The 19,090-nt window shown below is 69.0% G+C and carries 17 protein-coding genes; 11 read left to right on the top strand and 6 right to left on the bottom strand.

Going from position 1 to position 19,090, the window contains the following annotated elements; translation table 11 throughout:
• Positions 1-132: 132 nt before the first annotated feature.
• The 4 genes from LQ771_RS10080 to LQ771_RS10065 all read left to right on the top strand — a co-directional run bounded on the left by LQ771_RS10080 (position 133) and on the right by LQ771_RS10065 (position 2,578).
• Entirely contained in the window at positions 133-336 is a 204-nt protein-coding gene (locus LQ771_RS10080) for an AraC family transcriptional regulator (RefSeq protein ID WP_231349275.1), read from the top strand.
• Positions 336-593: a helix-turn-helix domain-containing protein gene (locus LQ771_RS10075; RefSeq protein WP_231349274.1), complete on the top strand. Its 258-nt coding sequence runs from the start codon at positions 336-338 to the stop codon at positions 591-593. The genes LQ771_RS10080 and LQ771_RS10075 overlap by 1 nt, the downstream gene beginning before the upstream one ends.
• Before the next feature lie 28 nt (positions 594-621).
• Positions 622-1,035: a VOC family protein gene (locus LQ771_RS10070; RefSeq protein WP_231349273.1), complete on the top strand. Its 414-nt coding sequence runs from the start codon at positions 622-624 to the stop codon at positions 1,033-1,035.
• Positions 1,036-1,414: 379 nt separating this feature from the next.
• Positions 1,415-2,578, top strand: coding sequence for a ScyD/ScyE family protein (locus LQ771_RS10065; protein WP_231349272.1), 1,164 nt, complete (start codon positions 1,415-1,417; stop codon positions 2,576-2,578).
• 47 nt (positions 2,579-2,625) lie between these two features.
• Here the strand turns inward: LQ771_RS10065 and LQ771_RS10060 are convergent, their stop codons facing one another.
• Complete coding sequence (locus LQ771_RS10060) at positions 2,626-3,168, bottom strand: peroxiredoxin (protein WP_231349271.1); 543 nt, start codon at positions 3,166-3,168, stop codon at positions 2,626-2,628.
• A gap of 523 nt (positions 3,169-3,691) precedes the next feature.
• Between LQ771_RS10060 and LQ771_RS10055 the strand changes: the two genes are divergently transcribed.
• Positions 3,692-4,270 carry a redoxin domain-containing protein gene (locus LQ771_RS10055; protein ID WP_231349270.1) on the top strand — a complete coding sequence of 193 codons (579 nt, stop codon included), beginning with the start codon at positions 3,692-3,694 and terminating at the stop codon, positions 4,268-4,270.
• Positions 4,271-4,421: 151 nt separating this feature from the next.
• Here the strand turns inward: LQ771_RS10055 and LQ771_RS10050 are convergent, their stop codons facing one another.
• Complete coding sequence (locus LQ771_RS10050) at positions 4,422-6,050, bottom strand: S8 family peptidase (protein ID WP_231349269.1); 1,629 nt, start codon at positions 6,048-6,050, stop codon at positions 4,422-4,424.
• Positions 6,051-6,503: 453 nt separating this feature from the next.
• Here LQ771_RS10050 and LQ771_RS10045 point away from each other — a divergent pair, with 453 nt between their 5' ends.
• The gene (locus LQ771_RS10045) at positions 6,504-8,366 is read left to right on the top strand and encodes a hypothetical protein (protein ID WP_231349268.1); all 1,863 of its coding nucleotides are present in this window, start codon (positions 6,504-6,506) and stop codon (positions 8,364-8,366) included.
• Between the two features lie 54 nt (positions 8,367-8,420).
• Here LQ771_RS10045 and LQ771_RS10040 read toward each other — a convergent pair whose 3' ends face one another.
• Positions 8,421-9,074 carry a helix-turn-helix transcriptional regulator gene (locus LQ771_RS10040; protein WP_231349267.1) on the bottom strand — a complete coding sequence of 218 codons (654 nt, stop codon included), beginning with the start codon at positions 9,072-9,074 and terminating at the stop codon, positions 8,421-8,423.
• A 183-nt stretch (positions 9,075-9,257) separates the two neighbouring features.
• Between LQ771_RS10040 and LQ771_RS10035 the strand changes: the two genes are divergently transcribed.
• The 4 genes from LQ771_RS10035 to LQ771_RS10020 all read left to right on the top strand — a co-directional run bounded on the left by LQ771_RS10035 (position 9,258) and on the right by LQ771_RS10020 (position 13,173).
• Positions 9,258-10,067 carry a hypothetical protein gene (locus tag LQ771_RS10035; protein ID WP_231349266.1) on the top strand — a complete coding sequence of 270 codons (810 nt, stop codon included), beginning with the start codon at positions 9,258-9,260 and terminating at the stop codon, positions 10,065-10,067.
• 45 nt (positions 10,068-10,112) lie between these two features.
• On the top strand, positions 10,113-11,009 hold the full coding sequence (locus LQ771_RS10030) for an SAM-dependent methyltransferase (RefSeq protein ID WP_484494517.1): 897 nt from the start codon (positions 10,113-10,115) through the stop codon (positions 11,007-11,009).
• A gap of 100 nt (positions 11,010-11,109) precedes the next feature.
• Complete coding sequence (locus tag LQ771_RS10025; RefSeq protein ID WP_231349264.1) at positions 11,110-11,379, top strand: hypothetical protein; 270 nt, start codon at positions 11,110-11,112, stop codon at positions 11,377-11,379.
• 63 nt (positions 11,380-11,442) lie between these two features.
• On the top strand, positions 11,443-13,173 hold the full coding sequence (locus tag LQ771_RS10020; protein WP_231349263.1) for a tetratricopeptide repeat-containing diguanylate cyclase: 1,731 nt from the start codon (positions 11,443-11,445) through the stop codon (positions 13,171-13,173).
• Positions 13,174-13,239: 66 nt separating this feature from the next.
• On the opposite strand, the gene LQ771_RS10015 is transcribed toward LQ771_RS10020, so the two are convergent.
• On the bottom strand, positions 13,240-14,082 hold the full coding sequence (locus tag LQ771_RS10015; RefSeq protein ID WP_231349262.1) for a class I SAM-dependent methyltransferase: 843 nt from the start codon (positions 14,080-14,082) through the stop codon (positions 13,240-13,242).
• A 160-nt stretch (positions 14,083-14,242) separates the two neighbouring features.
• Between LQ771_RS10015 and LQ771_RS10010 the strand changes: the two genes are divergently transcribed.
• Positions 14,243-14,980, top strand: a complete 738-nt coding sequence (locus LQ771_RS10010; protein WP_231349261.1) for a hypothetical protein — start codon at positions 14,243-14,245, stop codon at positions 14,978-14,980.
• 8 nt (positions 14,981-14,988) lie between these two features.
• Here LQ771_RS10010 and LQ771_RS10005 read toward each other — a convergent pair whose 3' ends face one another.
• Both LQ771_RS10005 and ligD read right to left on the bottom strand, forming a co-directional pair.
• On the bottom strand, positions 14,989-16,164 hold the full coding sequence (locus LQ771_RS10005; RefSeq protein WP_231349260.1) for a hypothetical protein: 1,176 nt from the start codon (positions 16,162-16,164) through the stop codon (positions 14,989-14,991).
• 192 nt (positions 16,165-16,356) lie between these two features.
• The gene (ligD, locus tag LQ771_RS10000) at positions 16,357-18,918 is read right to left on the bottom strand and encodes a DNA ligase D (protein ID WP_231349259.1); all 2,562 of its coding nucleotides are present in this window, start codon (positions 18,916-18,918) and stop codon (positions 16,357-16,359) included.
• Positions 18,919-19,090: the final 172 nt, after the last annotated feature.

The following is a 19,090-nucleotide window of genomic DNA, read 5'->3' as shown; positions in this document are numbered from 1 at the left end:
CGGTAAAATGGTCGTGTCATCGCGGTGAGCGAACTCCACTATTGACCGGCGGCGACCTGCCGCGGTGCGCGGGCGTTCGGGCGTTCACTTCCGCCCGGCCATCTGCTATGAGTTCCCGCTCCACGGCATGGAATGGACGATCCGGTGATCGGCAGCCCGCCTTCGTCCCGTCACTGGCGCGACCTCGCCCGGCTGCGGCGCGTGCGCGACCGCATCGACCGCGAATACGCGCAGCCGCTCAACGTCGAGGCGCTGGCGCGCGGCGTGCACATGTCCGGCGGGCACCTCAGCCGCCAGTTCAAGGCCGCGTTCGGCGAATCGCCTACAGCTACCTGATGACCCGGCGCATCGAGCGCGCGATGGCGCTGCTGCGCCGGGGCGACCTCAGCGTCACCGAGGTCTGCTTCACCGTCGGGTGCGCCTCGCTCGGGACATTCAGTACGCGCTTCACCGAGCTGGTCGGTCGCTCGCCGGGTGCCTACCGGCGCGAGACGGCCGGCGCGACCGCCGGCATGCCCTCGTGCGTCGCGCGGCAGGTGACGCGGCCGGTCAGGAATCGAGAAGCGCCGGAGCGGGAACCGGACCTAGCATGACCGCTCCTTCACACCGGGCACCAGCGCCATGGACATCACCATCCACGCCAGTTTTCTTCCGCACGACGACCCGGACGCCTCGCTGGCGTTCTACCGCGACACGCTGGGCTTCGAGGTGCGCAACGACGTCGGCTACAACGGCATGCGCTGGATCACCGTCGGCCCGCGCGACCAGCCGGGCACCTCCATCGTGCTGTTCCCGCCGGCGGCGAGCCCGGGCGTAACCGACGAGGAAAAACAGACCATCGCCGGGATGATGGCCAAGGGCACCTACGCCATCATGCTGCTGGCCACCCCGAGCCTCGATGCCGCGTTCGAACGGATCCAGGCCAGCGGTGCCGAGATCGTCGAGGAACCCACCCGGCAACCCTATGGCGTGCGCGACTGCGCGGTGCGCGATCCGGCGGGCAACCTGCTGCGCGTGCAGGAGCGGGCGAAGTAGGGTTCACCGCCGCAGCGGCCGCGCCCGCAACGGTGGGCCGGTGCCCCTGCGGTCCGCGAATTGATGCCGAGCACGGCTTCACCCATTGCCACGCCGATCTCACGCGCGGCTTACCGTCGCCGAGTAGGATCGCCGCCCTGGTGCGGGAGCGGCGAGGCAACGGCTGAGCTGTCCAGGTGCAGGCGCAAGGCGCGCCGCGGCACTCCCGGGATTTCCCATGTGCGAGGCCGCGGCGGCAGCGTCCGGCCAACGACTTCGCGCATGCCGGCCGGAAAAGGGCCGGCGGCAGGCCATGGCGGGCCACGTCCGGTGGCCCGCGACCTGCGAGGCGCACGCGGCACCGCCCGATCCTGCCGCACTTTCCCTGGAGGGTCTCCCCATGACTCCTCGTAAGCGACTTCTGGTCGGCGCGCTGGCGCTTGGCCTTTCCCTCGTCGTCGCCACACCGGCGCTTGCCGCCGATGCCGCCGCGACGCCCAGCACGCAGGACATCGTCAGCCTGGTGCAGACGCACACCGGCTATCCGGTGAAGGTGTCGGTCTATGCCACGGGACTGAACAACCCCCGCGGCCTGAAATTCGGGCCCGACGGCTATCTCTACGTGGCCGAGGGCGGCCGTGGCGGCACCCATACGACGACCGCCATGGACTGCACGCAGGTGCCGGAGGTCGGGCCGTACAGCGGCAGCTTCACCGGTGGGCGTATTTCCCGGATCGGCCACCACGGCAAGCGCGTCACGGTCACCAACAGGTTCCCCTCGAGCCAGACCAGCGCCGAGACCGGCTCACTGGTCAGCGGCGTGGCGGACGTCGCCTTCATCGGCCACACGCTGTATGCCATTACCGCCGGTGCCGGCTGCTCGCACGGGCTCAAGGGCACCCACAACGGCATCGCCCGGGTGGACGCCGACGGGTCGATCCACTGGATCGCCAACCTCAGCCGCTACCAGAAGCACCACCCGGTGCAGAACGCGGAAGAGGAAGACTTCGAGCCGGACGGCACCTGGTACAGCATGGTGGCGCTGCACGGCCACCTGTACGCGCTCGAACCCAACCACGGCGAGCTGGTGAAGGTGAGCCTCGACGGCAAGGTCCGGCGCGTGGTCGATGTCTCGGCCAGCCAGGGGCATATCGTGCCGACCGCGCTGGCGTACCACGGCCGCTTCTTCATCGGCAACCTTGGCACGTTCCCGATCACGGCGGGCTCGGAGAAGGTGCTGCGGCTGACCGGCAACGGGCAGCTGTGGCCGGTGGCGGACCGGCTGACGACCGTACTGGGGATCGCCTTCCACCACGGGCGCATGTACGTGCTGGAGAACACCACCGGCAAGGACAACCTTGGACCGACGCCGGGTACCGGCAAGGTGGTGCGCATCGATCCTTCAGGTGCGCGCCGCACCGTGATCACCGGGCTGGTCTTGCCCTCGGCGATGACGTTCGGTCCGGACGGAGCGCTGTACGTGTCCAACGTGGGCTTCGGCTTCCCGCCGGGCATGGGGCAGGTGCTGCGCTTCGACCTCGACGGCTGGCGCCATCCGCATTGATGGCAAGCTGGAAGCGGCCCGCATGACGGGCCGCTTCCATCGGCGGTCTACTTTTCGATCGCCTTGACCGCGTCGAGCGTTTCCTGCACGTGCCTGTTCGGCTTGAGGCTGGAATAGACGTGGACGATCTTGCCCGAGGGGGCGATCACGTAGGAGGTGCGGTCCGACCAGCCGGGGCGCATCGGGAGCAGGGCGTCGTACTCCTTTGCGATCCTGGCGCCGGCGTCGGCCGCCACCGGGAACTTGCCGCTGCAGTGTTCGGTTTCCTTCGAGAAATCGGCCAGCTCGTCGGTGTTGCCGGCGGTCACGCCGATGACCGTGGCGTGCTGCGCCTTGAACTGGTCGATCGCCTGGGAGAACAGGTGCGCTTCCAGATTGCAGCCGGCGGTGTGTGCGGCCGGGAAGAAGTACACCACCACCGGTCCCTTCTTCAGGGCCTCCGACAGGTTGAACGTGAAGGCCTTGCCGGCGAGATAGGCCGGTGCGGTGAAATCCGGTGCCTGCGTGCCTTCCTTCAGCGCGGCCAGGGCCGGAGCGGCCAGCAGGGTGCCGGCCAGGGCGAGCGCGGCGAGCTTGAGCGGAGACTTCATGGCGGGACTCCAGGGAAGGGAAAGGTCTGCCGGTTATACGCCACAAACGCGCCAACGGATGCCTCGCGGGGTGGCGAGGCACGAGGGCCGGGGGCCAGCCGCCCAGGTTTGCCCGGTCCCGGGGGGCTTCCTGCCGACGGTCCAGGTTGACCGGCCACCGGTGCGAAGGCGTATCGAGCCCGCATGGAGCAGGTGCCGCAAGGGCGCGCGAGCCGTCGCACCGCGCGGGCTCCGGCGCAAGGCATCACGGCGTTGCGGATGGCGCCGCGCGGCGTCCGAACACGGGATGGGCACTGGTGGTACCTTGCCGGGCGCGACCGCGCTGCGAGCAACCTCCGCGAGGGGCCGCGATCCGCGGTGCCGGAACGCCGCGTCGGGCCGCATCGAGCCACGCGGGACAGGGGCATGGTCGGCAGTGGTCATCGGGGGCGACCGATCCGCCAACGGTTGCCGATACCGCCAGCGGCTCGAGGCGCTCACGCTTGTCGGCGGATCGAATCAGGCAGGCAACAGGGGGAATCCGATGAGACTGACTGCACCATCCAGAGCACCGCAGCTGCACTTCGTCGACATCTATGGGCGCCGCGTCGACATCGGCGGTTCGGGTCGGCGCACGCTGCTGTGCTTCTTTCGCGACGCGGCGTGTCCATTCTGCAATCTGCGCATCTACGAACTGACCAGCCACCATGCGGCGCTGTCGTCGCTGGGCCTGGACATCGTGGCGGTTTTCACCTCCACGCCCGAGGCGGTGCAGCGTTTCGTCGCCCGCAAGCCACGACCCTTCAGCGTGGTGGCCGATCCCACCTCGCACGCGCACGAGACCTACGGAATCGAGCGCTCGCTCTGGCGCAAACTCAAGGCGATCGTCACGCGCGTGCCCGCGCTGATCAAGGGGTTGCGCATCGTCGGGCTGGCCGGCCTCAACACCACGAACCTGATGCCGGCCGATTTCCTGATCGACGAGGAGGGCAACATCGTGGAGGCCTACTACGGCTCCGACGCGGGCGATCGCATTCCGCTCGAGCGCGTGGAACTGTTCCTGGCGCGCGGCATGCTCGCCCGGGCCGGGATGAAGCCGGCACAGGCGGCGGTGCACTCCTGAAGACAAGCGCCGGGGCAAAGGAAAGGCGGGGCATGCCCGCCTTTCCGGTTTTCCCGCGGGAGGATCGCGGCGGGAGCGACGTGGTTTCCCGCAAGCCCGGACGGCTCATTCCGCGCCCTCTCCCGGGAGAGAGGGCGCGGAGCGCGGCGGCTTACTTGTGCGGCTTGAAGGCGACCGCAGCTTCCACGGCGGCGGCCGAATCAACGATGCCCGCACCGATGGAGTACTTGCCCTTGGGTCGGATCATCGGCTCGTAGGCGGTCTTCTGCAGCAGCTTCAGCACCTGCTTGGGCTTGAGCGGCGGCAGGCACAGTTCCTTGCGTGCGCTCTGCATCAGCGCGACCGTGCCGGTGACGTGCGGAGCTGCCTGCGAGGTGCCGGCGTAGCCGCCGTAGGAGGTGCCTTCGGGCACCGGCGTGGTGTCGCCGTTGTTGAGCGCCTGCCAGATGAAGCCGTCGTAGGAGACCGTGCCGGTGTTCGGATCGTCGTCCTGGTAGACGCCGCCGCCGGGCGCGGCGATCTCCACCGAGTGGCCATAGTTGGAATAGTAGGTGCGCTGGCTGGTGATGCCGGTGGCCGCCACGGTGATCACGCCGGGACATCCGGCGGGTGTGTACTTCGCCGCGTCGTCGCCGCTGTTGCCGGCCGAGACCACCACCACCGCGCCGAGCGCGTTCGCCTCGGCCACGGCCTTGGCGGTCACGTCGTGGGGGTTGCAGCGACCCTTGCCGCCCAGGCTCAGGTTGATCACCTGCGCAGGATGACGGTTGCGCGGCACGCCCTCCACCTTGCCGCCGGCCGCCCAGACGATCGCATCGGCAATGTCGCTGGTGTAGCCGCCGCAGTGGCCGAGCACGCGTACCGGCAGCACCCTGGCGTGGAAGGCGATGCCGGCCATGCCCTGCGCGTTGTCGGTGATTTCCGCGCCGGCGGTGCTGGCCACGTGGGTGCCGTGCCAGGAACTCGACTCCGGCGGGTTGTCGGCGTTGGTGCAGGCGGACAGCCACGGCTCGGTGGTGGTCCAGTCGCCGAGGTCCCAGCCGCCGGGGACGCGGTCGTCCGTCGGGCGGCCGGAAACCAGGGCGTCGGTGATGAAGTCGTAGCCCTTGTCGGCCAGGCTGGTGTTGACGTCCACGTGGCGGGTGATGCCAGTGTCCAGCACGGCGATGACGACACCCTTGCCGTCGGCCAGGTCCCAGGCATCGTTGACGCGCGTGCCGCCGTGGTTGGCATCGCCGAAGTAGGTGATGCTGCCGTCGGGTGCCTTCAGGTCCCACTGGTAGTACGGGTAGTAGGTGTCGCTGGGACTGAAGGTGGTCGGCAAGAGGCTCGCCGGCGCCTGGATGTCGCGCACGCGGTGCAACATCACGTCAGGCGCCACGAAAGCCACCGCCGGATCGGTCGCGATCTGGCGCACCAGGCTGGCCGCTTCGCTGCTGTCGAGTTTGCGCGAGGTGCGCACCAGGTCCGCGCCCGTGGCGAGTTTGCGCTGGTACGCCGGCTGCACGCCGGCGGCGCGGCCGACCGCGGTGGCGCGGTTCAACCCGGCGCGGCTGATCGCCGCGGCGACGTTCTGCAACAACGCGGCATGGTCGCGGCGCTCGGTGCTGCCATCGCGGTAGGTGACGATGAACCGGTCGTACTGCCCGCCGGGCGTCACGCCGCTCAGGTCGAAGTGCGTGTCGGTCGGCCCCGGTGGCGTGGCAGCGTGGGCGGACAGGGACAGGGCGAGGGCGATGGAGGCGCCAAGCAACGCCTTGATCGCGTAACGGTGTGTCATGCGGTGATCCTCCGTGGTGGGCGCCGGTCATGCGGCGCATGAAGAGACGACAGCGCCGGTCGGCGCCGCCTTGTCATCGGAACACTCGGTGCCGGAGAGCCCCCGCCTCCAGCCAGCCGTTGCCGCAGCCTCCCGCGGGCAACTGGCGCAGACACTAGGCATACGGTTGTAGCGCAGTCGTGAAATCGGCAAGGCGGGGCACGGTGCACGGCGACCCGTTCGAACGCCAGCGGAGCGCACGCCAGGGCCCCCCGGCAACACCGGAAACCCGCTCGCGCCTGCTGGCGGGCTCTTCCATAAAGGTCGTGGCAAACCGCCGGGCTCGGGCGTATCGTGGCGCGCGCACACTCCCGTGTGCGTGCATGCGTAGACGCTGGTCGACCCGATCGACCGCAGCGTCCTGCAGGGGGACGCGGTCACCTAACCGGTTTGCGGACGAACAGGAGACCGTTTATGAAGACTCGACTGCTCATCGCCCTGGCGGCGATGACCTTTGCCACCTGTGCGCTGGGGACCACCCCCGCCACGCTGAAGCTGCAGAAAGGCGCAACCACGACGCCCCAGACCACGCCCGTCGGCGGCGCGCCGATCACCAGCCTGGAGCAGGATCCGGCCATGTCCGCCGGCGATGCCGACTCGGGCGACGGCGAGGACGAACTGGGCGCAGAGCCGGTGGTGAACCGCACCATCAGCCATGGCCACCACAATGGCCTGAACGTGATGGGCCATGCTACGCGCGCCAAGTCGCATCCGCAGCTGGCAGGCGGCTTCGAGGGCCTGAATTTCCACGACCAGCGCTACGCGAACAACGGCAACCAGTTCTCGCTGGAGCCGCCGGACCAGGGCCTGTGCGCCGGCAACGGGTTCGTCGTCGAAAGCGTCAACGACGTGCTGGCGATCTACGACCGCTCCGGCAACGAGCTGGTCGGACCGGTCGACCTGAACACGTTCTACGGCTATCCCGCGGCGATCAATCGCACGACCGGTGCCTACGGCCCGGACATTACCGACCCCTCGTGCTACTACGACGCGGACACGCGCCGCTGGTTCCACGTCGTGCTGACGCTCGACCGGGTCGGCATCAGCTCGGCGCTCTCGGGCACCAACCACCTGGACATCGCGGTCAGCCAGACGGCCGATCCGACCGGCGCCTGGACCGTCTACCGCTTGCCGGTGCAGAACAACGGCACGCAGGGCACGCCCGACCACGGCTGCACGGCGGGCTTCTGCCTGGGCGACTATCCGCATATCGGCGCCGACGCCAACGCGATCTTCCTGACCACCAACGAGTTCGCGCTGTTCGGTCCGGGCTTCTACGGTGCGCAGATCTACGCCATCTCCAAGCGCGCACTGGTGGCTGGGGATGCCTCGCCCAACGTGGTGTTGTTCAACGCCGGTGACCCGAGCGTGCCGGCTCCCGCGTTCACCGTGTGGCCGGCGATCTCCAGTGGCGGACAGTACGCCGGCGCGCATGGCGGCACCGAATACCTGCTCAGTTCCGATGCGGTGTTCTACGACGAGGGCACGTCGGAAACCATCTGGCTGTGGAAGGTTTCCAACACCAGCGCGATCGACAGCGCGCCGATGACGCTGGCGCTGGATGTCTCGCCGGTGGGCGTGCAGACCTACGCCGTGCCCACCAGCCTCGTCCGCCAGAAGCCCGGTGACGCGCCGCTGCGCGACTGTTTCGCGCTGACCGGTTGCGCGCCGACGTACCTGGGTTATCCCAACATCGTCTATCCGGCACCGCGCCCGATGGCGGTCAACGACTCGCGCATGCAGCAGGTCAGCTTCGCCAACGGCAAGGTGTGGGGCACGCTCGATACCGACGTGCTGCTCGAAGACGGCAGCCACGGTTCGGGCGTAGCCTACTTCGTGATCGACCCGAACTCCGGCGGTGTGTTCGCCAACGGCACGCTGGCCTTGCCGGATGCCAACCTCACCTACGGCACCTCGGCGGTGACCCAGAGCGGGCGCGGCGTGATCGCCTTCACCGTGGTCGGCCCCAACGACTGGCCCAGCGCCGGCTATGCCAGCTTCGACGCGAAGCTCGGCGCCGGCGAGGTGCACATCGCCGCCGCGGGCGCGGCGCCGTGGGATGGCTTCACCGGCATCCCGTACCTGGCCGGCAACCGGCCGCGCTGGGGTGATTACGGCGCGGCGGCGGCCGAGGGCAACACGATCTGGACGGCCTCCGAGTACATCGCGCACTCGTGCACGCTGGCCCAGTACCTGACACCACCGCTGTTCCAGTGTGGCGGTACGCGCGGTGCGCTCGGCAACTGGTCGACGCGCATCTCCAGGCTGCGTCTCTGAGCGCGGGCGAGTCGGCGATGGGCGCGCGCGCCGCGTCCATCGCCACCGGCCAGCTCAGTTGAGCTCGGGGGCCCGGCGCCCGGTGGCGAGCGCACGCACGGCCAGCTGCTGGCGCCCGTTGATGCCGGCGCGTTCGAAGATGTTGTGCAGGTGGGTCTTTACCGTGGTCGGGCTGATCCCAAGGTGCCGGCCGATCTCCTTGTTGCTCAGGCCCTGCGCCACCCAGTGCACGATCTCGCGCTGCCGGCCGGTCAGTGGCCCGGGGCCCGGCAGCGCCGGCCCCGCCTGCAACAGGTGTCTGAGGTCGGCCAGCGCCGCGGCCATCAGCGCGCGGGGAATCCAGGCGTCGCCGGCATGGATGGCCTCGATCGCGCGGTGCCATGCCGCGGCGGGCGCATGACGAGGCAGGCAGCCGTGCACGCCCAGCTTCACGCAGGCGAGAACCTCCGGCCGCGCCAGCGTGTCGGCGAAAGCGAGGATCCTGGGTGCGGCCGGGCGGGCCAGCAGATGGCCGAGCAGCCCCGGACAGGCCTGGGCCCAGCACGCCTCGACCACTGCCACCGAGGGGCCACGCGCGGCCGCCAGCATCGACAGATGCTCCACTGTTCCGCTCTCGCCGAGCACCCGCAGATCCTCGAAGCGCCCGAAGTCGGCGACCAGCGCATGCCGGGTGGCAGGGTCCGGTCCGCCTAGCACGATGCTGATCATGCGGCCCTCCCGCACTCCCGCACCTTCCCTGCGCAAGGATTGGTTTGCCGGCGTGAGTCCGGTGTGTAACCGGTCCGTGCGGGAGGGCCGCGCGTACTCCGAACGGAGTATTCAATCGCGCACGATGCGCGCCGCATGCTGCGCTCCCCGCCGCCGCGGCGGTTCCCCCGGGAGTACACGCTCATGAAGACAACGCGCCTGCTCGGCATGCCTTTGCTGGCCCTGCTGCTGACCCTGGTCGGGGCAGCCCCCGCCTGGGCCGCCACAGTGGTGACCTACACCGGACAGGGCTTCAGTTTCGACGGCAACACGCACAACCTCCAGGACGAGCGCTGCGGCCTCACCGGTCAGGACGATGCCGACGATGGCGGCACCGGCCTGTTCGCCAACTGGAATGGCCCGGGCCAGCCCTACCGGACGGGACAGGGCTACCTGGTCTGGGTGCTCACCGCCAACGGTGCGGTGTCCGCCACGCTGACGCTGCCCGATCGCACGGTGCAGATGATCAAGGTCGGCGGTACCTTCAAGTACGCCAGCAAGTACTACCGCTACCGCAGGCTGGTGGGCCTGCCGGTCACCGCCACCTACCAGGGGGACGTCAGGAACGGCAACGTCCAGCTGGTCGTCAGCCATGGCTGCCAGCCGATGAAGACGCCGGGCGCATGGTGCTCGCCGGGCTTCTGGAAGAACGCCTCGCAGGATGCCTGGAACCTGGTCGGCGTGGACAAGTACGCCGCCTTCAACGACACCGTCGTCCCGAACTTCTACATCACGCCTTCGCCCGCCCAGCCGACGCTGTGGCAGGTGCTGACCACGCCCGGTGGCAACACCTTCGGGTCGGCGGCTCCCCCGTACGGACTGAATGCCTACAAGGCGACGGCGGCCTACCTGACCAGTCGCATTCCCGGCTACCACTTCGCGCCGAGACAGGTCGGCAACGAGTGCGCCTGCCCGATCGACAACCACGGCAATTACAAGGTCCCGCTGGACTGAGGACCATCCGACGGCGGCATGCTCCCGGTCCCCGAGGCCGGGAGCATGCACACGCCTGGGGAGCGCACGATCCATCGCCAATTGCCTTACCATCACGCGATGGACACATTCCCTGCGGCAGCTCACAAAAGACGCGGCAGCCTGGCCTGCGTAGGCATGGGCATGACGCTGGGCTCGCACCTCACGCCGCTGGCGCGCAGCCACATCGAACAGGCGGACGTGGTGTTCGCGGGACTATCCGACGGCATCGTCGAGAAATGGCTGGAGCGCATGCATCCGGACGTGCGCAGCCTCCAGTCGTATTACCGGGAAGGCAAGTCGCGCCTGAAGACCTATCGCGAGTGGGTCGAACTGATGATGGCCCAGGTGCGCGCCGGCAAGCGCGTGTGCGGGGTTTTCTACGGGCATCCGGGCATCTTTGCCTGGTCGCCGCACAAGGCCATCGAGGTGGCGCGCGCGGAGGGATTCGACGCGTTCATGGAGCCGGGTATCTCGGCCGAGGACTGCCTCTATGCGGACCTGGGCATTGATCCGGGCCGTTTCGGTTGCCAGCATTTCGAGGCGAGCCAGCTGCTGTTCTACGAGCGGCGGATCGACCCCAGCGGGTACCTCGTGCTCTGGCAGGTCGCACTGGTCGGCGATCGCTCGCTCGGGCGTCTGGCCACGGGCGCCGCATACCGGCAGTTGCTGGTCGATTTGTTGCTGAACGACTACCCGTCCGATCACCAGGTGATCATTTACCGCGCGCCGACCCTGCCGATCGAAATGCCGCGGGTCCGGCGCGTCGCCCTGGCCGATCTTGCCCTGACCCCGATGACGGCGGAAGAAACCCTGGTCTTGCCGCCGGCCTTGCCCTTGAAACCCAACCTGGCCATGCAGGCGCGGCTGGCCGAACTGGACGAGCGCGAGAAAGCGGCGGCGAGTATTCCGACAACAGCATAATATCGCCGGCAGCGGCTCCGTTGGGACCATCCCACCGCTACCGCCCGCGTCTTTGCGGCGCACCATTTAACCGACACACGCGTAACCACAGGGGCCTGGAATGACCGACACCATCGATTTGCTGGAAACGATCGGATGCGACTCGTCTCTGCGCCATGCATCGGCGGAGGAGTTGGCTCGCGTTCTGGAACAGGCGAAGGCTCCCGAGGCCTTGAAGGCTGCGGTGGCTGCGGGCGACAGCTCGATGCTCTCGGCGGCACTGGGCCAGCCGCAGCCGTTCCAGGCGCCGCAGATCACCCAGATGCCTGCCCATGAAGAGGAGCCGCTGGAAGAGGAGCCGCTCGATATTCCGGCTCCCGACAGCAAGTAGTCGCCGGCCTGCCCGCTGATGTTCCGCTCGAACCGTATCCGAGCCTGTGCCGCAGTAGCGGGCATGGCCTGGTGCGCGCTGGCATACGCGGGTCCCGATGGCGTACCGGTCACGGACGCCGAACGGTTCCTTGAGCAGGCCGAGAAGCTGCGCACCAGCGACCATCCCCGTTTCGTGGAGATGCTCGCCCGGATCCATCGCGAAGCACCAAGGCTGACTCCCGAGGAGCAATGGCAGCTACGGTATCTGGATGCCTGGGAAACCATGTTCCAGGGGGATTACGCCAAGTCGGAAGCCAGGCTGCGCGAGATCGCCGAGCGCTCGGGCAACGAGGTCCTTGTGGCCAAGGCCTCCGGCCTGCTGCTGAGCAACCTCTGGCTGAACCGGCGCTATGAGGAGGCTTTCGGCCTGGCCAACCGCCTGACCGCGGAGCTGCCGCGCATCAAGGACCCCCAGGCCCGATTCCTGTTCCTGGCGGACCTGTCGCAGATGCTCAACCTGGCGGGCCAGATCGAGCTGGCGGTGCAATACGCGCACATGGCCGAGCAGGCTTTGCCACCCGGGGAAAGCCTTTGCCGTCCGCTCTCCCGGGAGGTCGCCGCGCTCTACAACGGCAAACGGCTGACCTCGGCCAGCGAAAAGCTCAAGCAGGCGATCGATACATGCGATGAAGCGGGGCAGCCGGTCTTCAGCAACGCCATGCGCCTTGTCCTTGGCAGCCTCTATCTGGACGAGAACCAGCCGGCCAGGGCGCTCGCCCTGCTCGTCAAGATAGGTCCGGGGATTCGCACCAACGCCTATTACCCGCACATCCTGTCGGCGCAGGTTGAGCGGGCACAGGCTTACGAGAAGCTGGGGCGTTACGACGAGGCACGGAAGGCCGCGCTGGCCGCGGTCGCGATGGTCGAACCGGGAACCGTCGACGAGTGGCTGGCAGAGGCCTATGAAGTTCTCTACCTGGTTGAAAAGAAGACGGGGAATACGGCTGCCGCGCTTTCGTACTTCGAGCGCTATTCAGCGGAAGACAAGGGATATCTGGACGATGTCAGGGCGCGGGTTCTGGCCTACCAGGCCGCGCAACAGCACATGCTGGCCCAGAAGATGGAAACGGAACGGCTGAGCAAGCAGAACAAGATCCTCCGCCTGCAGCAGGCGCTGGACACCAAGGCGGTCGAAACCAGCCGGCTCTACAACATCCTGTTGCTGGTGGTGATCGCTTCCATCGTGTTCTGGATGTTCCGCCTGAAGCGATCCCAGCTGCGCTTCAAGAGGCTTTCGCGACTGGACGGCCTCACCGGCATCCTCAACCACCAGCACTTCATCTGCAGGGCGGAGCACGCGCTGCACCAGCTGGACAAGAAGGTCGGCCATGCCTGCCTGATCGTGCTGGACCTGGACCACTTCAAGCTTGTCAATGACACCCATGGCCATGCCATGGGCGACACGGTGCTCAAGCGCACCGTCGCGGCCTGCCAGCAGCAGTTGCGCCCGACCGATCTGTTCGGCCGGCTGGGCGGGGAGGAATTCGGCATCCTGCTGTACGAGTGTTCGCGCGAGCAGGGCATGGACATCGCCAACCGCATCCGGGCGGCGATCGTCGAATCGACTGTCATCAAGGATGGCTGCGACATCATGGTGTCGGCCAGCGTGGGCCTGGCCTCGACCGCAACGTCCGGCTACGGCGTGCAGCGGCTTTGCAGGGAGGCCGACGCGGCGCTCTATCGCGCCAAGCGCGCGGGTCGCAACTGCGTCATGGGCGATATCGAAGTGGCCAGTGCCGTGGCCCCGGCCTGACGCCACCTCGACGACCGCGGCCGACGACATCACGCCGGTGGTCAAGGCCAGCCGGACGCAGCGGGCCTAGCGCCGCGTCGCCAGCACGCCATCGAGCACCAGTTGTGCCTTGAAGCCGGCCTTCTCCAGCCGCTTTGCCACTTCGCGCGGCACGTCGCGGCCGCTGGTGAGCCTGTTCGGGCTGCCGGTGTAGTGGAACAGCCGCCCGCCCCGGCGCAGCACGCGGGCGAGCTGGTCGTAGAACGCCTGCGAATAGAGCTCGCCGGCGATGCCGAAGCGGGGCGGGTCGTGCAGCAGCGCGTCCACCGAGGCATCGGCGACCTGCGCGATCGCGACCGACACGTCGGCGTGCGTGAGCTGCAGCCGGCCGCCGCTGGCGGGCGCACCGGGGTCGGGCGACCACGGATTGAGCGTACGCAGCCACAGCACGTCCGGATTCTTCTCGAAGGAGTGGATGCGCGCCACGCCGGCTTCCAGGCAACAGGCCGCGAAGTAGCCGAGCCCGCCGCAGGTATCGAGCACCACCTTGCCGCGCGGTTCCACCAGCGCCACCTTGCGGCGCGCGTCCTCGACCGGGGACTCCTTCGCGGTGGGCAGCATCTTGATGCCGTCGATCTCGAACGTCGGCGCGCCCCACACGGTCGGCACCAGCTTGATCAGCGAGCCGGAGAAGCGTGACACCGGCGCGAACTCCTCGCCGTCCCAGTAGTAGATCGTGCGGTCCTTCAGCATGGCCGGGTACGGGTAGCGCGCGCCCTGCCACTGCCAGGCATCCGGCTGCAGGTGCACGTCCGTGCAGGAGCGACCCAGGTCCAGCGACCCGCTCCATGTCTCGGCGCCGGCATCGCGCGCGCCGCGCATGGCCTCGGCGACGGTAAGCGTGAGCAGGGGACCGGCGTAGTGCGACACGGGAGCATTCCTGGCGCAATGGCGCCGCGAGGTGGAGCGCGACCATAGCGAATCGGCGCCGATGCGGCCATGCCCGTCGCCCGCTCCGGCAGGTGCGGCGACCGCTTGCAACCCCCCGGCCGCGGGCCGCATCGAAAGGACTCCAACCCGGGAGTCCACCATGGAAACACCCCGCTTGAGCGAGGACCGCCGCTTCCCCTGGCGCTGGCTGGTCGCGCTGGTGCCGCTGGTCATGCTGGTGCACGAGGCGCACGAGTTCGCGCACACGCTGACCGGTCGGCTGGCGTGCGGACGCTGGGCCGAACGCGATTTCAACCGCTGGTCGATCGGTGCCTGTGACAGCTGGTTGCCGATCGCCGGGGGACCGCTGTTTTCCTACCTGTTGATGGCGGCCGGAGCGTTGCTGGCCATGCGGGCAGGGCGTACGGGTCGATGGCTGGCGGTGGGACTGATCTTCGCCGCCAATCCGCTGGCCCGTGCGGTCACCGCGGCCAGCGGCCATGGAGACGAGATGCTCGTCGCGCGCAACTGGGCCGGAGCGGGCGTCGATCCCGCGCTGCTGCACGCAGCGACGGCAGGCCTGGTGCTGGTGCTCTGCGCCGGGGCTCTGGCGGTCGCCTGGCGGGCCCTGGGCGGCCTGGCCCGACGGCCTGCCGTTTTCGCGGCAGGGCTCGTGGCCGGCATTGCCATCACCGGGCCCGTGCTGCCCATGCTCAACCGGCTGCTCGAGGCCGGGAACCTCGCCATGTCCATGGCGGGGGCCCCGCTGCTGGTGCATCTGTTCACCCTCGCCAGTGCAGTGGGCGTGCTGGCGAGCCTGCCCTGGCTGGCGCACCCGTTGCCGGACGGGAAAGGGCCTGAGCCGCTGCGGGCAGGCGGCCGCACGACCGTCCGGTAGCGGGGTGGTCAGCCCGCCGGCGCCGGCGAACGCGCTCCGTTTTCGAGCCACCCATCCGGCGCAAGGCTGGTGGCGAGCATCACTTCGTTGATGTCCCGATGCTCCGTCCACGAGGTGGCCGCGCGGTGGGCCGGTTGCAGCCAGAAGCGGTTGATCGCCGCGCGCAGCGGCGCCTGCGCGGCGAGGCCTTCGACGAGCCGGCGCATGGGCGCGCTGGCGGGGCTCGTCCCGCCGGCGATGTCGGCGGCGAGGCGCTCGATGGCCGCGAGGCCGATGGCCAGGCCGAGCTCCCGGAAACCCAGGCGTTGCTCGGCCGGCGCGTCGAGCCGCAAGCGGCAGTACTCCAGGCTGGCCGCAGCGCTCTGGAGGATGTGTCCGAGCAGTGTGCGGTAGCCGTCCGCACCGTGGCGCACCAGGCGCCCGAGCCGCAGGGCATCGGTCAGCAGGCCGCCCAGGCCGAGTGGATCGCCGGTCACCAGCGGGTTGCCCTCCAGCATGGCCGCATAGTCGGCGAGGGCCTGCTCGAGCGGGGGCGTCGGCACGTGCAGCGCGTCGGCGGTGGCACGCAACGCAAGCGTGGTGACCAGTCCATCGAGCGGGTCGTGCTGACCCATCGACGGGACCAGCGGGCGCGAGAGATCGGTGCTCATCTTCCAGTACAGGCGTCGTTGTCCGCTCGCCGTCCGGTGAGTGAAGGCGCGGTGCGCGGTGTCCGCCAGTTCGCATGCCCAACGGCTCATGGCCGGTTCGCCGAGCTGCGGCGCGGCCTTGTCGAGGGCCTGCATCCAGCGCGTCAGGTAATGGAAGTACTGTCCATCGCGATCCCACTCCAGGCGCTCGTCGAAGGGTTCGCCCGTGCGGCGCTCGGGCATCGGTTTTCCGATCCGCAGGCCGGCGCGGGTGGGGTGGTCCTCGCTGGCCTGCCCGCAGGGCCCTGCCAACCAGCCGCTACGCGCGTCGTCGGGACGGAAATGCCCCAGCACCGCATGCACCTGCCCGATGGTGCGCCGTGCGAGCGCGCGGAACCCGGGGTCCGCCCCGGCTCGGGACAGACCCAGGCAAGTGCAGACCGCGAAGGCATCGGTCCAGAGGTAGCGAACCGGCGTGGCTTCCGGGGCCAGGCCCGTGCGGTGCGCGAACTGCTCCATGAGTTCGATCGCGGTAGCGGTGTCCGGAGGCGACATGGCGCAAGCCTTGTCCCGGGATCACGAAAGGTGCGTGAAGCGTTCGGTTCCCGGCGGGCACGAAGAAGAGCGCAGGTCTCGCCGGTTTGCGATCCACCGCAAGTGCGGTCCCTCACCCCAGCCCTCTCCCCGGCGGGGAGAGGGGGCGCATCCGGGGGCGGACGTTTTACCGCGGTCGAACGGCACTCCCCCTCACGCCTCGCCGAGTCTTCCGATCACCTTGTCCAGGCTCTGCTTCACCTCGTCGATGCCCGCCCACGGGTCCTTGCGCAACCGCTTGAGCCGCGCCGGCACGCTGCGGATGTCGAATTGCGCGCCGCTCCTGATCCTGCCCAGTTCTTCCCATCGCAACGGCACTGCCACCGGTGCGCCCGGGCGGCCGCGCAGCGAGTAGGAAGCGACCGCCGTGGCGCCGCGGCCGTTGCGCAGGTAGTCCACGAAGATCTTCCGGTGGCGTATCGACTTGGTGCTGACCGCGACGAACTCCAGCGGATGGATGCCCGCCAGCGCGCCGGCAAACCCCTGCGCGAACGTCTTGACGGTATCCCAGTCCGACGGCGGATCGAGCGGCACCACCACGTGCAGCCCCTTGCCGCCGGTGGTGCGCAGGAATGACTCCAGTTCCAGATCGGCCAGCAGCTTGCGCACCAGCCGGGCGGCCGCGACCACGCGCTCCCAGCCCACGTCCGGGCCCGGGTCCAGGTCGAACACCACGCGGTCGGCGAGGTCCGGCGTGTCGACCCTGGCGCCCCAGGGATGGAATTCGAGCGTGCCGTACTGCACCAGTTCCATCACCGAGTCGGCGGACTGCGGATACAGGTAGATGGCGGCGGCGCCGGTTTCCTCCTTGAGCTTCACGCTGCCCACGTGCTTCAGGCCGCCGGAAGGGATGTGCTTCTGGAAGAACGAAGGTTTGTCGATGCCGTCCGGGTAACGGATGATCGAAGTGGGCCGTCCGATCACGCCGGGCAGGAACCAGTCCATCACGGCGCGGTAGTAGTCGGCCACGTCCTGCTTGGTGTAGCCGTCCGCCGGGTACACCACGCGTTCGGGGTGGGTGATGATGATGCCGGGCGATGCGGGGCCTGGCGCGTTGCGCGTGGACGCCCGGCGCCCGGGGGCGGTTGGCCTGGGCTCGGGTGCGGGACGGTCGCTGTCGCGCAGGTCGGCGGGGCTCTTGTCCGGACGCATCGCCTTCAGGCTCGGCTGGCGCAGCAGGCCCTGATTGCCGATGCCGCGGTAGTTCACCTCCGCCACCGCCGTGGGCTCGATCCATTTCACGCCGCGCGGGGCGTCGTCAGGGTTGCGCACGGTCGGCTTGCTGCCGCCACCAGTGGCCAGCGTGCGGCTGAGGTCGAGCAGTTGCCGGTGGCTGAAACCGCTGCCGACCTGGCCCATGAAGTGCCAGCCGCCCTCCGCCGCCGGCCTTGCCAGCAGCAGCGCGCCGAACCCCTGCCGGCCGCCCTTGGGGGCGGTGTAGCCGACGACCGCGAACTCGTCGGACTCCACCCGCTTGATCTTGAGCCAGTCGTCGCCGCGGCCGCCACGGTAGTGCGACGCCACGCGCTTGCTGAGGATGCCCTCGAGCTTCTGCTCGCTGGCCATGGCGAATACCTGGTCGCCGTTGCCTACCACGTGGCTGCTGTAGGAAAGGTGCGCGGGCGGATCTTCCAGCAGCGCCTCGAGAATCGCCTTGCGCGCGTGCAGCGGCGTGCGGGAGAGGTCGTAACCTTCCAGGAACGGCACGTCGAACAGCATGTAGGCGAGCGGTGCGCTGGCCTCGCCGGAGAGCGTCTTCTGCAGCGCGTTGAAGTCGGCCTGGCCGTCCGCGCCCAGCGCGATCAGCTCGCCGTCGAGGCGGGCCGAGTCCAGGCCGAGCGACTCGATCGCCTGGCGGATGTCGGGGATCTTGTCGGACCAGGACAGGCCGTTGCGCGACCACAGCTGGACCTGCCCCTTGGCCACCGTGGCGAGAATGCGGTAGCCGTCCCACTTCACCTCGTGCAGCCACTGCTCGCCGACGGGCGGGTTCTCGCGCAACGTGGCCAGCTCGGGCTTGAAGAAGTCGCCGCTGGCCCTGGCTTTCCGCGCGCCCTCCGCGGCGGCGGCGAGCTTGCCTGCCTTGCGGGCAGGGTGGCCGGCGACCGGTACCTTCCTGCGCTTGCGCGTGTCCAGCGTCGCCGCGACCTCCTTCGCGCCGCCGGAGCGGCCGGCGGCGGCCCGGGTGCTGGCGATCATGCGCGCGTCGAGCAGGTCATCGGCTTCCACGTCGCTGGCATAGGCGTCCTTGTCATGCATCAGGAACCACTGCGGCTGCTTCGCCGGCTTGCCGCTGCGCACCAGGTGCCAGCTGCCCTTGAGCCGCGAGCCGAACAGCTCGAAGCGCAGGTGGCCCTTCTCCAGTTGCGCCTCCGGATCGTACGGGGTCGACCACACGCCGCTGTCGAAGGTGTCGACGTGGCCACCGCCGTAGGCGCCCTCGGGGATGTCGCCCTGGAACGTCGCGTAGGAGATCGGGTGATCCTCCACCTCCACGGCCAGGCGCTTGACGTCGGGGTCATAGCTTGGCCCCTTGGGGCAGGCCCACGACTTGAGCGTGTCGCCGACCTGCAGGCGGAAGTCGTAGTGCCGCCGGCTGGCGTGGTGCAGTTGCACCACGAAGATCGGCCGCCCGCCGGCGGCAGCGGAGCCTTCCGGCCGCGGCTCGGGCGTGGTATCGAAACGCCGCTTGCGATCGTATTCCCTGAGACTCAACCGATGGCTCCGCACAGTGCCCTGGCCGTTGTGGCACCCGCGTCGTGAATCCGGGGTAGAGCGCGGTGATGCGGTGTCCGGGCGCGGGGGCCGCTTGCGGGCTTCGCGAACAGCGGGCGTGTCCAACGGCACTTATCGATGCGGGGTGCTGCAAGGCAAAGTCGCGCGGTCT

The sequence above is a fragment of the Frateuria soli genome (genome assembly GCF_021117385.1).
GTDB lineage: Bacteria > Pseudomonadota > Gammaproteobacteria > Xanthomonadales > Rhodanobacteraceae > Frateuria_A > Frateuria_A soli.
The sequence above is the reverse complement of the archived record's forward strand: the minus strand, read 5'-3'. Positions and strand labels throughout refer to the sequence as shown.